The sequence below is a fragment of the Streptomyces sp. TBY4 genome (assembly GCF_024213195.1).
Classification (GTDB): domain Bacteria; phylum Actinomycetota; class Actinomycetes; order Streptomycetales; family Streptomycetaceae; genus Streptomyces.
The window spans coordinates 69,687-85,828 of record NZ_JANAVF010000021.1; the positions used below are offsets into that span (position 1 = coordinate 69,687).

General features: G+C 73.8%; 17 protein-coding genes. 12 read left to right on the plus strand and 5 right to left on the minus strand.

Annotated elements, in window-relative coordinates:
• Window positions 1–27: 27 nt before the first annotated feature.
• Entirely contained in the window at window positions 28–774 is a 747-nt protein-coding gene (locus tag NLX94_RS34155; RefSeq protein ID WP_254387114.1) for an SDR family oxidoreductase, read from the plus strand.
• A 36-nt stretch (window positions 775–810) separates the two neighbouring features.
• Here NLX94_RS34155 and NLX94_RS34160 read toward each other — a convergent pair whose 3' ends face one another.
• Window positions 811–2,001 (minus strand): ROK family transcriptional regulator, encoded by a 1,191-nt coding sequence (locus NLX94_RS34160; protein WP_254387116.1) that lies wholly within the window; start codon window positions 1,999–2,001, stop codon window positions 811–813.
• Between the two features lie 54 nt (window positions 2,002–2,055).
• On the opposite strand from NLX94_RS34160, the gene NLX94_RS34165 reads away from it, so the two are divergent.
• The 5 genes from NLX94_RS34165 to NLX94_RS34185 all read left to right on the plus strand — a co-directional run bounded on the left by NLX94_RS34165 (window position 2,056) and on the right by NLX94_RS34185 (window position 6,967).
• Window positions 2,056–3,273, plus strand: coding sequence for an MFS transporter (locus tag NLX94_RS34165; protein WP_254387117.1), 1,218 nt, complete (start codon window positions 2,056–2,058; stop codon window positions 3,271–3,273).
• Window positions 3,274–3,354: 81 nt separating this feature from the next.
• A complete protein-coding gene (locus tag NLX94_RS34170) occupies window positions 3,355–4,764 on the plus strand; it encodes a uracil-xanthine permease family protein (RefSeq protein WP_254387118.1) in 1,410 nt (469 codons plus the stop codon).
• A gap of 85 nt (window positions 4,765–4,849) precedes the next feature.
• Entirely contained in the window at window positions 4,850–5,491 is a 642-nt protein-coding gene (locus NLX94_RS34175) for a DUF5995 family protein (protein ID WP_254387218.1), read from the plus strand.
• A 42-nt stretch (window positions 5,492–5,533) separates the two neighbouring features.
• Entirely contained in the window at window positions 5,534–6,322 is a 789-nt protein-coding gene (locus NLX94_RS34180) for an alpha/beta fold hydrolase (protein WP_254387119.1), read from the plus strand.
• A 27-nt stretch (window positions 6,323–6,349) separates the two neighbouring features.
• Window positions 6,350–6,967 carry a hypothetical protein gene (locus NLX94_RS34185; RefSeq protein WP_254387121.1) on the plus strand — a complete coding sequence of 206 codons (618 nt, stop codon included), beginning with the start codon at window positions 6,350–6,352 and terminating at the stop codon, window positions 6,965–6,967.
• A gap of 60 nt (window positions 6,968–7,027) precedes the next feature.
• Here the strand turns inward: NLX94_RS34185 and NLX94_RS34190 are convergent, their stop codons facing one another.
• The 3 genes from NLX94_RS34190 to NLX94_RS34200 all read right to left on the minus strand — a co-directional run bounded on the left by NLX94_RS34190 (window position 7,028) and on the right by NLX94_RS34200 (window position 10,254).
• Window positions 7,028–8,725 carry an NAD(P)/FAD-dependent oxidoreductase gene (locus tag NLX94_RS34190; protein WP_254387122.1) on the minus strand — a complete coding sequence of 566 codons (1,698 nt, stop codon included), beginning with the start codon at window positions 8,723–8,725 and terminating at the stop codon, window positions 7,028–7,030.
• 77 nt (window positions 8,726–8,802) lie between these two features.
• A complete protein-coding gene (locus tag NLX94_RS34195) occupies window positions 8,803–9,603 on the minus strand; it encodes a carbon-nitrogen hydrolase family protein (protein ID WP_254387124.1) in 801 nt (266 codons plus the stop codon).
• 189 nt (window positions 9,604–9,792) lie between these two features.
• Window positions 9,793–10,254, minus strand: coding sequence for a hypothetical protein (locus NLX94_RS34200; RefSeq protein ID WP_254387126.1), 462 nt, complete (start codon window positions 10,252–10,254; stop codon window positions 9,793–9,795).
• A 314-nt stretch (window positions 10,255–10,568) separates the two neighbouring features.
• Between NLX94_RS34200 and NLX94_RS34205 the strand changes: the two genes are divergently transcribed.
• From NLX94_RS34205 to NLX94_RS34225, 6 genes are all read left to right on the plus strand, one after another.
• The gene (locus NLX94_RS34205; protein ID WP_254387127.1) at window positions 10,569–11,279 is read left to right on the plus strand and encodes a GNAT family N-acetyltransferase; all 711 of its coding nucleotides are present in this window, start codon (window positions 10,569–10,571) and stop codon (window positions 11,277–11,279) included.
• Window positions 11,280–11,371: 92 nt separating this feature from the next.
• The gene (locus NLX94_RS39665; protein WP_374684059.1) at window positions 11,372–11,491 is read left to right on the plus strand and encodes a putative leader peptide; all 120 of its coding nucleotides are present in this window, start codon (window positions 11,372–11,374) and stop codon (window positions 11,489–11,491) included.
• 79 nt (window positions 11,492–11,570) lie between these two features.
• A complete protein-coding gene (locus tag NLX94_RS34210) occupies window positions 11,571–12,767 on the plus strand; it encodes an LLM class flavin-dependent oxidoreductase (RefSeq protein WP_254387129.1) in 1,197 nt (398 codons plus the stop codon).
• Between the two features lie 25 nt (window positions 12,768–12,792).
• Complete coding sequence (locus tag NLX94_RS34215) at window positions 12,793–14,160, plus strand: NtaA/DmoA family FMN-dependent monooxygenase (RefSeq protein WP_254387131.1); 1,368 nt, start codon at window positions 12,793–12,795, stop codon at window positions 14,158–14,160.
• A 71-nt stretch (window positions 14,161–14,231) separates the two neighbouring features.
• Entirely contained in the window at window positions 14,232–15,365 is a 1,134-nt protein-coding gene (locus NLX94_RS34220; RefSeq protein WP_254387133.1) for an LLM class flavin-dependent oxidoreductase, read from the plus strand.
• 125 nt (window positions 15,366–15,490) lie between these two features.
• A complete protein-coding gene (locus NLX94_RS34225; RefSeq protein ID WP_254387135.1) occupies window positions 15,491–15,682 on the plus strand; it encodes a DUF1059 domain-containing protein in 192 nt (63 codons plus the stop codon).
• On the opposite strand, the gene NLX94_RS34230 is transcribed toward NLX94_RS34225, so the two are convergent.
• Window positions 15,679–16,134: an Lrp/AsnC family transcriptional regulator gene (locus NLX94_RS34230; RefSeq protein WP_243334460.1), complete on the minus strand. Its 456-nt coding sequence runs from the start codon at window positions 16,132–16,134 to the stop codon at window positions 15,679–15,681. The two genes, NLX94_RS34225 and NLX94_RS34230, sit on opposite strands and share 4 nt — an antisense overlap.
• Window positions 16,135–16,142 lie beyond the last annotated feature (8 nt).

The window sequence follows — 16,142 nt, forward strand, 5'->3', positions numbered from 1 at the left end:
GCCGGACGGGGAAGGGAGCGGAGAGCCATGGGCGGCATCCTGGTCACGGGAGGCACGGGGAACCTGGGGGCGCTGCTCGTCGCCCGGCTGCGGGAGGCGGGGCACGAGGACGTCCGCGTGCTGAGCCGGCACGCGCCCGTCCACCGGGTGGACCTGATGGACGGCACCGGACTCGACGCGGCGATGGCGGGAGCCGAGGTGGTCGTGCACTGCGCGACCGCGACGCGCGGCGGCGACGAGGTGGCCGCCGGGCACCTGATCGAGGCGGCCCGGCGGGCCGGGACGGTCCGGAACATCGTCTACATCTCGATCGTGGGAGTGGACGAGGTCCCCCTCGGCTACTACCGGAGCAAGCTGGCGGTGGAACGGCTGCTGGAGTCCTCCGGGCTCGGCGTCACGATCCTGCGGACCACGCAGTTCCACGATCTGGTGGCCCGGGTCTCCGGCACGGCGGCGAAGCTGCCGGTGGTCCTGCTGCCGAAGGGGGTCCGGGTGCAGCCGATCGCGGCGGACGAGGTCGCCGACCGGCTCGCGGAGCTGGCGGTCCCCGAACCGGCGGGCCGGGGCCCGGACATGGGCGGCCCCGAGACCCACACCCTGACGGACCTGGGCCGCGCGTACCTGGCCGCCCGGGGCATCCGCCGGCGCGTGGTGCCGCTCCCGCTGGCCGGCAGGGCGTACGCCGGGTTCGTCCGCGGCGGCAACCTGGCGCCCGCGCACGCGGTGGGGAAGAAGACCTTCGCGCAGTACCTGGCCGCCCGCGGGGCCGGCTGAGGACGATCGGCCGGCCGGCTCGGGCAGGGCCGGGCCTCAGGCCGTGAAGAGGGCGGCCTGCGCCGACTCGCGGGCGGCCAGCCGCGCCCCCGTGAGCACCGCCGGATCGCCGAGGGCGCCGGCGCGGACCTCGGTCGGGACCGGGGTCAGGGTGGTCAGGCGGCGGGCGACCCTGTCCGCCAGGGCGGGTCCGCCCGCGCGGCCGAGTTCCCCGCCGAGCACGACGCAGCCGGGGTCCAGGATCGCCGCGACGGCCGCGGCCCCGAGGGCGAGCCGCTCGGCCAGGGCGTCGAGGAAGGCCGGTCCGGCCGCGCCCGCGACGGCCTCCTCGACCGGCCCGCGGTAGCCGTGGGCCGCCGCGAGCGCGGCCACCCCGCCCCGCCCGGCCAGCTCATGGAAACCGCCGTCGCAGTTCGTGGCCGAGGGGAGGCCGCCCGTCCCGGGCACCGGGAGGAAACCGATCTCGCCCGCTCCGCCGGAGGCGCCCCGGCGCAGCTGCCCGTCCAGGACCACGGCGGCGCCGACCCCCTCGCCGAGCCACAGCAGCACGAAGGAGTCCAGGTCGCGGGCGGCTCCTACCCGCTGTTCGGCCAGGGCCGCGAGGTTGGTCTCGTTCTCCACCACGACCACCGCCGGCAGCCTCCGCTGCACCGCCGCCACCAGGGCCCGGTGCCAGGCAGGCAGTCCCGCGGTGTCGCGGAGCTCTCCGCTGCCCGGGGCCACCAGTCCGGGCGCTCCGATCACCACCGTGTGGAGCCGGTCGGCGCCCGCCTCCGAGGCGAGTTCCTCCAGCCGGTCCACCGCTTCCTCCACGGCGTCCACCGGCAGGGCCGCCTGGGCCAGCGGCCGCCCGAGGAGGTCGGCGACGACTGCCGTGGCGCTGTCCGTGCGGACGTCGAGGGCGGCGAGGTAGGCCCGCCGCGCGACGATCCCGTAGAGCTTGGCGTTGGGTCCGCGCCGCTGTTCGCCCGATTCCCCGACGACCTCGATCAGCCCGGCCCCGGTGAGCCGTTCGACCAGGTCGGCGACGGAGGGGCGGGACAGCCCGGTGAGCCCCTTGAGCTGGGGCGCCGTCAGGGGGCCCTCCTCCTGGAGGAGTTCGAGGGCGAGCCGGTCGTTGATGGCCCTGGCCGTGCTCGGCGAGGCGGGGGACGGGGTCGCCGACGCGGCGCGGGCGGTGGCGCGGGTGGTGGCGGTCAGGGCCTTGGCAAGAGTCACGTCGCCCATCCTAGGAGTTCCGGGGGCTAACTATCAGGCAGGGTCCCTGATAGTTTACGGAGCATGACCGGGGAAACCGACCTCAGCCCGGCGCGACTGCGCCATGCCCGCTTCGCCATCGCCGGCGTCTTCTGCGCACACGGCGCGGTCACCGGCTCCTTCGCGACCCGCATCCCCTGGATCCAGGACCACGCGCAGCTCAGCGCGGGCACCCTGGGTCTGGCCCTCGCCTTCCCCGCCATCGGCGCCGCACTGACGATGCCGCTGGCCGGGCGGATCAACCACCGGCTGGGCGCGCGCACCGCCCTGCGGGTGCTGCTGGCCCTGTGGACCCTCGCCCTGATCCTGCCGAGCCTCGCGCCGAACCTGTGGACGCTCTGCTTCGTCCTCTTCGTCTACGGGGCCACCGCCGGCATGTCGGACGTGGCGATGAACGCGCTGGGCGTGGAGACCGAGAACCGGCTCGGGCGCTCGATCATGTCCTCGCTGCACGGCATGTGGAGCGTGGGCGCCCTGATCGGCTCCGCCGCCGGTACGGTCGCCGCGCACGCCGGTGCCGATGCCCGCCTGCACCACCTGGTCGCCGCGCTCGCCCTGACGCTGGCCGGGCTGGTCGCCGTACGGGGCGTCCTGGACCTGCGGACCGACACCGGCGGGGAGGAGGCTCCGCCGCACTTCGCGCTGCCGCCGAAGTCCGCGCTGTTCATCGGCGCGATCGGCTTCTGCGCGGTCTTCGCGGAGGGTGCGAGCCTGGACTGGTCCGCGGTGTACCTGCGGGACGTGCTGGGCACGGACGCCGGTCTGGCCGCCGCCTCGACCACCGCCTTCGCGCTGACGATGGCCCTCGCCCGGCTGGCCGGGGACAAGGTCGTGGACCGGTTCGGGGCCGTACGCACCGTCCGCGTGGGCGGCGTGCTGGCCACCGCGGGCGGGCTCCTCGTGGTCACCGTGCACCATCCGGCCGCCGCCCTCACCGGCTTCGGGCTGATCGGACTCGGCATCGCGGTGGTGGTCCCGCTGGCCTTCGCGGCGGCCGCGCGCAGCGGGCCGGCCCCGGCGCAGGCCATCGCCGGTGTCGCGACGATCACGTACACCTCGGGGCTGATCGCCCCGTCGGCGATCGGCGCGGTGGCCGACGCGACCTCGCTGGTGGTGTCGTTCGGGCTGGTCACGCTGCTGTCGTTCGCGCTGATCGCGGGGGCGACCGTACTGCGGCAGAAGCCGGTGGCGGCCGTGCCCTCGCCCGCCAACCGGGACGAACCTGCACCTATCCGGCCGTAATATGTCGCCTGGTCACCTGCGGCCTCGTAGCGTGACCACGCTCCCGGCGAACATCAGAGAACGAACGAAAAGCGGTGGAACATGGGCCTCGGCGTGCGCTGGACCCTGCACGGTGACGGGCGGACCCCCGCCCCCGGCGCAGTGGTGCGGCCGGACGAGCGGCTGTCGTGGCCGCGGACCGCCGGGCTGGGCGCCCAGCACGTCGTGGCGATGTTCGGGGCCAGCTTCGTGGCTCCGGTCCTCATGGGCCTGGACCCGAACCTCGCCATCATGATGTCCGGTGTCGCCACCGTCATCTTCCTGCTGGCGACCCGCGGCCGGGTCCCCTCCTACCTGGGCTGCTCGCTCTCCTTCGTCGGGGTCGCGGCGGCGATCCGGGCGGGCGGCGGGGACAGCGCGGTCGTCACGGGCGCCGTCTTCGTGGTCGGCGCGGCGCTGTTCCTCGCGGGACTGGCCGTCCAGCGGTTCGGGGCCCGGATCATCCACGCGGCGATGCCGCCGGTGGTGACGGGCGCGGTCGTGATGCTGATCGGCTTCAACCTGGCGCCCGTGACGGCCTCCACGTACTGGCCGCAGGACCAGTGGACGGCCCTGCTGACGATGCTGTTCACCGGGCTGGCCGTGGTCTGCCTGCGCGGGTTCTGGTCGCGGATCGCGATCTTCCTCGGCCTGATCTTCGGGTACGGCATCTCCTGGGTCTTCGACCTCGTCTTCGGCAAGATCCACTCGACGGTGGGCGGTCCCGAGGCCGTGGACCACTGGAGGCTCGACCTGTCGGGGGTCGGCAAGGCCGACTGGATCGGACTGCCGACCTTCCACGCGCCCGCCTTCGAGTGGTCGGCGATCCTGATCGCGCTGCCGGTGGTCATCGCGCTGATCGCGGAGAACGCCGGGCACATCAAGGCCGTCGGCGAGATGACCGGCGATCCGCTCGACGACAAGCTCGGCACGGCCATCGCCGCCGACGGCGCCGCCTCCATGCTGTCCACGGCCGTGGGCGGCCCGCCGAACACCACCTACTCCGAGAACATCGGCGTGATGGCCGCCACCCGCGTCTACTCCACGGCGGCCTACTGGGCGGCGGCCGGCTTCGCCCTCCTCTTCGGCCTGTGCCCGAAGTTCGGTGCGGTCGTGGCCGCGATCCCCGGCGGGGTGCTGGGCGGGATCACCGTGATCCTGTACGGCATGATCGGCCTGCTCGGCGCCCAGATCTGGATCAACGGCCGGGTGGACCTGCGCAATCCGCTGAACCTGGTGCCGGCCGCGGCGGGCATCATCATCGGCGTCGGCGGGGTCGAGCTGCACATCAGCGACAGCTTCGAGCTCGGCGGCATCGCGCTCGGCACCATCGTCGTGATCACCGGCTACCACGCCCTGCGGTACTTCGCCCCGGCCCACATGAAGCAGCAGGAACCGCTGCTGGACTCGGGAACCTCGGCGTACGACGACCCGGACGGGCCTGGGGCCCCGGCCGGTGACAAGCGGGGTTGACGGAGTTTCGCCCGAACCGGGGAAGCGTACGGCCAAGTTCCCCTGATCCCGGCCCGCGGCTGCGACGCTGCCTCCCATGGTCCCCATGGAAGCGGTGCTGGCGCGGATGCGCGCCCTGGACGAGCGGCTCCCCGAGCGGGACGGCGTCGCCGTCTTCAACCGGGTGTACCTCACGGTGACGCAGACCCTGCACGAGGGGATCGCGCACGGCGCGTTCCCCTCGCCCCGCCGGGCGGAGGCGCTCAGCGTCCGCTTCGCCGAGCGCTACCTGACGGCGGTCGAGGCCGACCGGGCCCCCGCGTGCTGGCGGCCGCTGCTGCAGTACCGCCGCCACCCCGGGATCCGGCCGCTCCAGCACGCCCTGGCCGGGATCAACGCGCACATCGGCCACGACCTGGCGCTGGCGGTCGTGGCCACCTGCCGCTCGCTCGGCTGCGAACCGGCCGCGCTCGAAGCGGACTTCGACCGGGTCGGCGACACCCTGGTCTCCCTGGAGGAGCACATCCGGGAGGACCTGATGCCGGGCCCGGACCTGCTGGAGATCGCGGACCCGCTCACCCATCTGCTCGGCGCCTGGAGCCTGGAGCGGGCCCGCGCGGGCGCCTGGGCCTCGGCGCGCCTGCTGTGGTCGCTGCGCCGCTCCCCCGACCTCGCGGAGGAGTTCACCGAGTCCCTCGACGCGGGCGTCGGCCTGGTGGGCCGCTGCCTGCTGACGCCCACGGGCTGAGGCCGACGGGCCGGCTCCGAAGAGACGGCCTAGCCTGGTGGCATGGCAACGGTGCGGGTCGGCGGGGTCGAGGTCGCCTACGCACGCGCGGGGCAGGGCCCGCCCCTGGTCCTCGTGCACGGAGCGGGCGTGGACGGCCGCATGTGGCAGCCGCAACTCGCCGACCTGGAAGACGAGTTCACCGTGGTGGCCTGGGACGAGCCGGGCGCCGGGCAGTCCTCCGACCTGCCGGCCGGCTTCGGCCTGGCGGACTTCGCGCACTGCCTCGCCGCCGTGATCGAGGCACTGCGGCTCGGCCCGGCCCACGTCGCCGGGCTCTCCTGGGGCGGGACGCTCGTACTGGAGCTGTACCGCCACCGTCCGGAGCTGGTCAGGACGCTGATCCTGGCCGACACCTACGCCGGGTGGAAGGGCTCGCTGCCGCCGGAGGAGGTGGCGGCCCGCGTCGAGGGGGCCGGGCGGATGCTCGCGGCGCCTCGGGAGCAGTTCGATCCGACCCTGCCCGGGCTGTTCGCGGGCGGGCCTCCCGCCGCGTTCGTGCCGTTGCTCGACGCCATGGCCCGCGACGTGCGGCCGGAGACCATGGGGGCGGAGCTGTTCATGATGGCCGAGGCAGACCAGCGCGACCTGCTGCCCGCGATCACCGTGCCGACCCTGCTCCTCTGGGGCGAGCTCGACGCCCGCTCGCCCTTGAGCGTCGCCCGTGCCTTCGAGGACGCGATCGCGCACGCCGAGCTCGTGGTGCTCCCCGGCGCGGGGCACGTCAGCAACCTGGAGGCTCCGGAGCCGTTCAACCAGGCCGTCCGCACGTTCTGCCGCGCCCACCCGTGAGCGGGACCCAGCACTAGGCTCGACCGCATGACCAGCTTCGCCACGCACCGGCTCCGCGTGCACGATGCCGCGCTGCCCGTCCACCGGCGGATGTCGGCCCTGCGCACCTGCCTGACCGAGTTCGCCCCGTACGGGCTCCGCGCGACCTTCCACCACCTGCGGGGCAGCGCGGGCATCCCCCGCGACCCGGCCCGGGACCCCGACTCGCTGGTGCGGGCGGTGGAGGAGCTCCAGGCCGCCCGGGAGGTGTGGGTACCGGGCATCCTGGCCTGGCAGGAGGCCCGGCGGATCCAGAAGCGGGCCGGGGTGCGCCTGCCGAAGCCGCCCGAACCACGGCCCTGGGTCTCGTGTCCGAACCTGGAGTTCCATCCGCTGGGCCCGCTGGCCGAGGTGATGCCCCGGATCCTGCGGGCCCGGGAGTACGCGGGTGCGGGGTGCGCGGTGTGCGGGGCCGACCGTTCCGTCCTGAGCTGGAGCGACGGCCACCGCGTGTACGCGCTGTGCGCGCACTGCGGGGTGGAGCGGGGCCCTTCCGCCCCGGAGACGGTCGACGACCCCCACCTCCGGATCGCCTGCGCCGCGCGCTGGCGGGCCGTATGGCGCGGCGACGCGGAGTGGGAGCGGCCGTACCCGCCCCGGGCATGAGGACGGGCCGCCCCCGCGCTCGCGCGCGCGGGGGCGGCCCGTGTCGGGGGCCGGGAGGGGTCAGTCCTCCGGGAGTTCGACCGGGGCTATCTCGTCGTAGACGTCGCCCGGGCCGGGGTTGGTGGAGTCCGTGGAGCCGCCGAGGTGGTGCATGACGCCCCAGACCGCGTTCAGCGCCGTCTGGACCGCGCCCTCCGCCCAGCCCGCCGTCCAGGAGATGTCGTCGCCCGCGAGGAAGATGCCGCGCTTGTCCTCGGGGAGGCGGTCCTGCATGAAGTGGGTGAACAGGCGGCGCTGGTAGCGGTAGTGGCCCGGCAGGTTGGCCTTGAACGCGCCCATGAAGTAGGGCTCGTTCTCCCAGGACACGGTCACCGGGTTGCCGATGATGTGGCGCCGGATGTCGACCTTCGGGTAGATCTCGCCGAGGGACTTCAGCATGACCTCCATCCGCTCGTTCGCGGACAGCGGCAGCCACTTCAGGCTGTCGTCGCACCAGGTGTAGGACAGGCAGATGACGGCCGGCTTGTCGGGGCCGTTGTCGAGGAGGTACGTGCCGCGGGTCATGCGGTCGGTCAGGGTCATCGACATGACGTCGCGGCCCGTCTCCTCGTCCTTGTCCAGCCAGAAGGGGCGGTCGACCGGGATGAAGAGCTTGCTGGACTCCATGTAGTGGGTGCGCTCGATCGCCGTCCAGTGGTCGATCGGGAAGAGCGTGTCGTCGCACGCGATCTTCGAGAGCAGCATCCAGGACTGGGCCGTGAAGATCGCGGCGCGGTACGTGCGGATGTCGCCCGAGGCGTCCGTCACCGTGATGCGGTTGCCCGCCGTGCGGTGCAGGCGGGTGACCGCCGGACGCGGGGTGCCCCCGTGCAGGGAGGAGAGGGAGGTGCCCTGCGCCCAGTGCACGATCTTCTCGGGCTCGCGGTCCCACATGCGCAGCGGGAGCTGCTGCGAGCCGCCCACGATGCCGCGGTGGTGGTCGTCGGCCTCGGTGTAGACGACGCGCAGGATCTCCAGGATGGAGTTCGGGAAGTCGGTGTCCCAGCCGCCCGTGCCGAAGCCGACCTGGCCGAAGATCTCGCGCTTGCGGAAGGACTTGAAGGCCTCGGACTTGCAGAGGAACCCGTAGAAGGTCTCGTCGTCGAGCTTCTCGACGAGCTTCGCCCAGATCTCCCGGATGCGCGGGACGTCCCGCTCGCGCATCGCGGTGTTCATGTCGGAGAAGTCGGCGCCCTCGTCCAGGCAGGCGTTCCACGCGGCGGACACGTCGCGGTAGACCTGCGGGAGGTCGGCGATGGTCTCGGCGTAGTGGGTCTCGCCCTTGAGGTCGACGACCGTCGAGGGGGTGGCCTCGGCGAGCGGGTTCGGGAAGGGCTCGGTGACCAGGCCGACGAGGTCGATGTAGTGCTGGAGGGCCGTGGAGGACGGCGGGAAGCGCATGGCGCCCATCTCCGCGGTCAGCTCCTCGGTGCCCGCGCCCTCGAAGCCGACGGTCCGCAGCCGGCCGCCGATCTGGTCGGCCTCGTAGACGACGGGCTTGAGGCCCATCTTCATCAGCTCGTAGGCGGAGATGATGCCGGACAGCCCGCCGCCGATGACGGCGACCTCGGTGCCGTGCTCGGTCGCCGGTATCTGGCCGAGGCCCGCCGGGTGCGCGAGGAAGTCGTCGTACGCGTAGGGGAAGTCCGGGCCGAACATCGTGATCGGCAGCTGTCCGTCGCTGTGCGGGACGGCGGTGGTGGGCACCGTGGACGTCATGGGGTACGACTCCTAGCGGGGTGGGGCAGGGGGGAAGGGCAGGCAGGGGGTACGGCGGCGGGCGGGGCCGCGCGCGGTCAGACGAGCGAGGCGTACAGCCCGGGGCGCCGGTCGCGCAGGTACGGGTTGGTCTCGCGCGAGACGCGCAGCAGCTCGGGGTCGGCCTCGCCGAACACCAGCTCCTCGCCGCGGCCCGCCCTGGTCCGGGTGGTCCCGTCGGGGCTCGCCAGGCAGCTGAGGCCGACGAACTCGAACTCGCCTTCCGGGCCGGTGCGGTTGACGTACGCGATGTACATCTGGTTCTCGAAGGCCCGTACGGGGACCAGCTGCTCGGCGACGAACTGGAACGGGTGCATCTGCGCGGTCGGCACCAGGAGGAGGTCGGTGCCGGCGAGCGCGTGCGCCCGGACGTTCTCCGGGAACTCCACGTCATAGCAGATCATGATGCCGATGCGGAGGCCGCCGAGGTCCGCCTGGACCACCGGGGTGTCGCCGGGGGTGAAGGCCGCCTGCTCGAAGCAGCCGAAGAGGTGGGTCTTGCGGTAGTTCGCGAGCCGCTCCCCGTCGGGGCCGAGGAGCTGCGCCGCGTTGAAGACGGCGTCGCCGTCCCGCTCCGGGTAGCCGTAGAGCACGGCCACCCCGTGGCGGCGGGCGATCTCGCCGATGGCGCGGGCGGACATGCCGTCGGCCGGTTCGGCGAGCCGGGCGATGTCCTCGATCTCCAGCGCGTAGCCGGTCAGGAACATCTCCGAGGTCACGAGGAGCCCGGCCCCCGCCTGTGCGGCGCGGGCCGCGGCCTCTTCAAGCGCCTTCAGGTTGTCGGCGGTGTCGCCGAGCCGTCCGGAACTCTGGAGGAGGGCGGTGCGCAGCGGGGGCATGGGCGTACCTCTGTGGCAGGAGGGGTGGGGGTCCTTAGACGGTACGTTCGCGCGTTCGACCGGGACAAGGCGTGACCGTTGCGCTCCGCGCATCGATTCGTTGCGCATTGACGGGAGGAGGCGGCGATTCGTTGCGCGGAGGCCGTACGAACGGTCCGAAAGGGCTTTTCCCGGGGTCTACGAGGGGGCCTACGGGGCCTGGCGGAAGGCCGGGTGCACGCTCAGCCTGCGCAGGTCTTCCAGGATGTCCGGAGCGTGGTTGGAGACCACCCGGCCGCTCCAGCCGTCGCAGAGGGCGGGGACCGTGAGCGTGCCGTCGTGGTCGTGCCCGGTGGCCTCGTAGGCGCGGCGGAGCGCGTCGTGCCCGGCGGGGTCGGCGCCGGGCCGCAGGACGGTCAGGGCCACGGTGTCCCGCAGGCCCAGGTCGGCGAAGGCGGCGGTGACGCCGAGGCAGCCGGGACAGTCGTCGGCGGCGACGTAGAGCCGGTACCGGTGCGGCTCCGGCGAGAAGCCGGTCCCGATCCGGCCCCGGAGGGCCTGGGGCGGACGGGGCCGGGCGGGGGCCGGGGCGGGGGCCGGAGTCGCGGCGGGCCTCTGGACGGGGGCCTGGACGCGGCTTTCGGCAGGCGTCTGGACATGGGTCTGGGGCATGGCTCTCCTCGGTCTGTGTGCGTGCGTACGCGCGTGCTCGGCGGCGGGGCCTCAGAGGGCCGGGGCCGTGGCACTGCAGACGCGGAGGAGATCTATGTGCAGCCGGCGGGTGAGCCAGGAGCGGCGCAGCGGGGTGGTGGCGGCGGAGGGAGCGGTGAGCTGGTCCACCGGGCCCCCCTTCCTGTCCGCGACCCCCATTAGGCTGGCGTTCGCAGTCTCATGGCACCGCCAGGGGCCGTCAAGACCGCGCGCAAGCATGTACGTGCCCGCAGCCCGGGCCCGTGGCCCGTGCCCGATGGAAGGAAGCTCCCGCCATGTCCCGCGAGTCCCGGCCCGGCGCAGTCCTCGACAATCCCGTCTGGGCCGCGCTGGGCGGCCCGCACCGGGGCTTCGCCGAGACCGGTCCCGCCGGCCTCGCCGCCCGGTACCCGGCGGGCGTATCGCCCTTCGCCGCGCTCGCCGACCCGGAGGATCCGCGGGCCTGGGCCGATCTGGCCGCGCTCGCCGGTCCCGGTCAGGAGGTCTGGGTGACCGGGCTGTCGCCGACCCCGCCCGCGGGCTGGGAGACCCTGATGTCGATACCGGGCGTGCAGCTGGACGGCAGCGCGGTCCGCGGCAAGGAGGAGCCGGAGGCGGTCCTGCTGGGGCCCGCCGATGTGCCGGAGATGCTGGAGCTGGTCGCGCTGACCCGGCCCGGCCCGTTCGGGGAGCGCACCGTCGAGCTGGGCACGTACCTCGGGATCCGCCGCGGCGGCCGGCTCGTCGCGATGGCGGGCGAGCGGATGCGGCCGCCGGGCTGGTCGGAGATCAGCGCCGTCTGCACGCACCCCGGTCACCGGGGCGAGGGGCTCGCCGGGCGGCTGATCCGCGCGGTCGCGGCCGCCGTGGAGGAGCGCGGGGACACCCCCTTCCTGCACGCCGCGGCGGAGAACACCGCGGCGGTGGGGCTCTACCTCTCGATGGGGTTCACCCTGCGCCGCGAGCCGTTCTTCGTCGGGCTTCGCACGCCCGACACGAAGGCTTAACACGGATTGACACTCCATCCGTTGTGGCCCGGTCCCTCCTGACCTAGCGTCGGGAGGGAGACCGGAGCACGAGGTGAAGGGGGTGGCCCGGCATGACCGTACGAACCGTACGCACCGCTGGTGAGGCCCGTACCCCGCGCCGCACCGTGCGGCTGCACTCCCGCGCGCACATCGACCTCCTGCGCGTCGCCGGCTCCCTCTGTCGTTCCTGATCAGCGCTCCGCGTTCCGCGATCCGTTCCGCGATCGTTCCGCCCTTCGCCGCGCCGCCCGATCAGGAGGCCGTTCCACCATGCCCGCGCACCCTTCTCCCTCCCCTTCCCTCTCTCCCTCCCCCGCGCTCCGCCTCGCCGTCGCCCTCGACGGTGCCGGCTGGCATCCCGCCGCCTGGCGCGAACCGGGGGCGGAGCCCGGCCTGCTGTTCACCGCCGGTTACTGGGCCGCGCTCGTCGCCGAGGCCGAGGCGGGGCTGCTGGACTTCGTCACCTTCGAGGACTCGCTGAGCCTGCAGTCCACCGATCCGGCCGGGCCCGACGGTCGCACCGACCTGGTGCGGGGCCGGCTCGACGCGGTGCTCGTCGCCGCCCGGGTGGCGCCGCTGAGCCGGTACATCGGGCTGGTGCCGAGCGTGGTGGCCACGCACACCGAGCCCTTCCACGTCTCCAAGGCGCTCGCCACCCTGGACTACGTGAGCCGCGGGCGCGCCGGGCTGCGCATCCAGATCTCCGAACGGCCGGACGAGGTACGCCACTTCGGGCGCCGTACGGAGCCCCTGGACCCGGCCGGGCTGTACGCGGAGGCCGCCGACCACGTCGAGGTGGTGCGCCGGCTCTGGGACAGCTGGGAGGACGACGCCGAGATCCGCGACGTGGCCACCGGCCGGTTCATCGACCGCTCCAAGCTGCACTACATCGACTTCGAGGGGCCCCGCTTCAGCGTGAAGGGCCCGTCCATCACCCCGCGGCCGCCCCAGGGTCTGCCGCCGGTCAGCGCGCTGGCCTCGGACGCCGCCGTGTACCCCTTCCTGGCCCGGTCGGCCGACATCGGCTACGTGACCGCCCGCGATGCCGCCGAGGTCCGCTCCGCCGTCTCCGCGCTCCCCGGCATCCCGCACCTGTTCGGCGAGCTGACCGTCTTCCTCGACGAGCAGCAGGCCACGGCGGAGCGGCGGCTCCAGCGGCTGGACGCCGCGCACGGGGCCGCGTACACGAGCGACGCCCGCGTCTTCGCGGGGACCCCGGCGGACCTCACCGACCTGCTGCTGGAGTGGCGGGGGGCCGGGCTGACCGGCTTCCGGCTGCGGCCGGGGGTGCTCGCCCACGACCTGCCGGCGATCACCCGCGGCCTGGTCCCGGAGCTCCAGCGGCGCGGGGTCTTCCGCCGGGTCTACGAGGCTTCCTCGCTCCGCGGCCTGCTGGGGCTGGCACGCCCCGCCAACCGGTACGCCGCACCCCCGGAGCCCTCCCCCACTACCGTCCCCGCCGCCTGATCCCCCGGAAGGACCGACAGCACCCATGAGCAAGCCGCTCAAGCAGATCCATCTCGCGGCGCACTTCCCCGGGGTCAACAGCACCACCGTGTGGAGCGACCCGGCCGCCGGGAGCCAGATCGACTTCGATTCCTTCGTCCACTTCGCGCGGACCGCCGAGCGCGCGAAGTTCGACTTCCTCTTCCTCGCCGAGGGCCTGCGCCTGCGCGAACAGGGCGGTGAGATCTACGACCTGGACGTGGTGGGCCGCCCGGACACCTTCACGGTGCTGGCGGCGCTCGCCGCCGTCACCGAACACCTCGGACTGACCGGCACCATCAACTCCACCTTCAACGAACCGTACGAGGTGGCCCGCCAGTTCGCCTCCCTCGACCATCTCTCGGGCGGCCGCGCCGCCTGGAACGTGGTCACCTCCTGGGACGCCTTCACCGGGGAGAACTTCCGGCGCGGCGGCTTCCTGCCGCGCGAGGAACGCTACGAGCGGGCACGGGAGTTCCTGGACACCGCCCACGAGCTCTTCGACGCGTGGGACGGCGGCGAGATCCTCGCCGACCCGGTCTCCGGGGAGTTCCTGCGGGACGCGGGCCCCGGCGCCTTCGCCCACCGGGGGAAGCAGTTCGACATCGCCGGGCACTTCAACGTGCCGCGCGGCCCCCAGGGCCGGCCGGTGATCTTCCAGGCGGGCGATTCGGACGAGGGCCGGGAGTTCGCGGCGGCCTCCGCGGACGCCATCTTCGGGCGGTACCGGACGCTGGAGGAGGGCCGGGCCTTCTACGCGGACGTCAAGGGGCGCCTCGGCCGCTACGGGCGCACCCCCAACGAGCTGAAGATCCTGCCCGCGGCCTCCTTCGTGCTCGGCGACACCGACGCCGAGGCCCGGGAGCTGGCCCACGAGGTGCGGCTCCAGCAGGTCAGCGGGGCGACCGCGATCAAGCACCTGGAGCACGTCTGGAACCGGGACCTCTCCGACCACGACCCGGACGGGCCGCTGCCGACCGTCGATCCGGAGCCCGGCGAGAACACCATCGCGCTGGGACGGGCGAGCGTGCGCATGCACCGCGACCCGCTGGCCGTGGCCCGGGAGTGGCGGGAGCTGGCCGCCGCCCGGAACCTGTCGATCCGGGAGCTGGTGATCGAGACGACCGCCCGGCAGTCCTTCGTCGGCTCGCCCCTCACCGTCGCCCAGGCCATCGACGCCCTGGTCCAGGCGGACGCGGCCGACGGGTTCATCCTGGTCCCGCACCTCACCCCCGGCGGGCTCGACGCCTTCGCGGACACCGTCGTCCCGCTGCTCCAGGAGCGCGGGGTCTTCCGCCGCGAGTACGGGGGCCCGACGCTGCGCGACCACCTCGGCCTGGCCGCGCCCCGCGCGCTCGCCCCGGCCCGCGGCTGACGCGGGGCCCGTACGAGCGCGGCCCCGCGTCCGGAGCCCGTCACACACCACAAGCAAGAAGGGGGCACACCATGCCCGGAATCCCGCTCGGGGTCCTCGACCTCGTCCCGATACCGTCCGGCTCCGCGGCGGCCGAGGCCCTGCGCGGCAGCGTCGACCTGGCCCGGCAGGCCGAGCGGTTCGGGTACACCCGCTACTGGTTCGCCGAGCACCACCTCAATCCGGGGGTGGCGGGGACCTCGCCCGCCGTCGTGCTGGCGCTGACCGCCTCGGCCACCTCCACGATCCGGATCGGCTCGGGGGCGGTCCAGCTCGGGCACCGCACCGCCTTGTCCACGGTCGAGGAGTTCGGGCTGCTGGACGCGGTGCACCCGGGGCGGATCGACCTCGGTCTGGGCCGCTCGGCGGGCGGTCCGCCGCCGCGCCGCACCGAGGCCGGGCCGCCGGTGGCGTACACCACGGGGAACGGGCTGCGCATCCCGAAGCCGTTCTCCTTCGCCCACCTGCGCGATCACCCGCGGGTGGCGCTCCAGCACCGGCTGCTGCAGCTTCCGGGAGCGACGCCGCAGGAGTACTCCGAGCAAGTGGACGACGTACTGGCCCTGTTGCGCGGGGAGTACCGCTCGCCGGAGGGGGTGGAGGGGCACGCCGTGCCCGGGGAGGGCGCCGGGGTGCAGGTGTGGATCCTGGGCAGCAGCGCGGGGGTGAGCGCCGAGACGGCCGGGGCCAACGGGCTGCGGTTCACGGCGAACTACCACGTGAGCCCGGCGAGCGTACTGGAAGCGGTCGGGGCCTACCGGGCGGCCTTCAAGCCCTCGGCGGAGCCGGGCGGGCTGGACCGGCCGTACCTGAGCGTGTCCGCCGACGTGGTGGTGGCTCCGGACGACGAGGAGGCCCGGGAGCTGGCCACCGGGTACGCGCCCTGGGTGCACAGCATCCGCAGCGGTGAGGGCGCGATCCCCTTCCCGTCGCCGGACGAGGCCCGTGCACTGACCCGGGACTGGTCGGCGGCCGACCACGAGCTGGTCGCGGACCGGGTGGAGACCCAGTTCGCCGGTTCGCCGGCCACCGTCGCCGACCAGCTGGAACGGCTGCGGGACGCGACGGGCGCGGACGAGCTGCTGATCACCACGATCACGCACGCGCACGCCGACCGGGTGCGCTCGTACCGGCTGCTGGCCGCGGAGTGGGCGCGGCGGGGGTGAGGTCCCGGATATTCCGGCGTCCCGGCTCCCGGCTCCCGGCCTCCCGGCTTTCGCCCCGGGCCCGGGAAGAGGATCGTGGGAGGTGAGGTGAGTCCACCAGCGCCTGCCATCCAGGGAGGTACGTCATGCGCAAGGTTCTGGACTGCAGGGAGTACCCGAGCGAACTGAACTGCACCCTCACCATCGCGGGCGAGGAGGAGGAACTGCTCCGCGCCGCCGTGCAGCACGCCACCGACGTGCACAGCCACACCGACACCCCGGAGTTCCGCGAGCAGCTGCGCGGCCTGATGAAGGACGAGGTCCCGCAGCACGCCTAGGCGGGTGCGCCCGAGGTGAAGCGGCGCAGCAGCGGGGAGAGGACGAGGACGGACTTGGTGCGCTCCACGAAGGGCTCGCCGGCGATCCGCTCCAGGACCCGCTCGAAGTGCCGCATGTCGGAGGCGAAGATCTGGACGAGGGCGTCCGCGTCGCCGGTGACGGTCGACGCGGACACCACCTCGGGGTAGCGCTCCAGCCCCCGCCGGATGTCGTCCGGCGAGGTGTTGTGGCGGCAGTACATCTCGATGAAGCCCTCGGTCTCCCAGCCCATCGAGGCGGGGTCCACGCGGACCGTGAAGCCGGTGATGGCTCCTTCGGCGCGCAGCCGGTCCACCCGCCGTTTGACGGCGGGGGCCGAGAGTCCCACCTCGGAGCCGATGTCCGCGAAGGAGCGGCGGGCGTCCTTGGCGAGGGCGTGCACGATGCGTTCGTCGAGATCGTTCAGTCGCACTGCGCGTG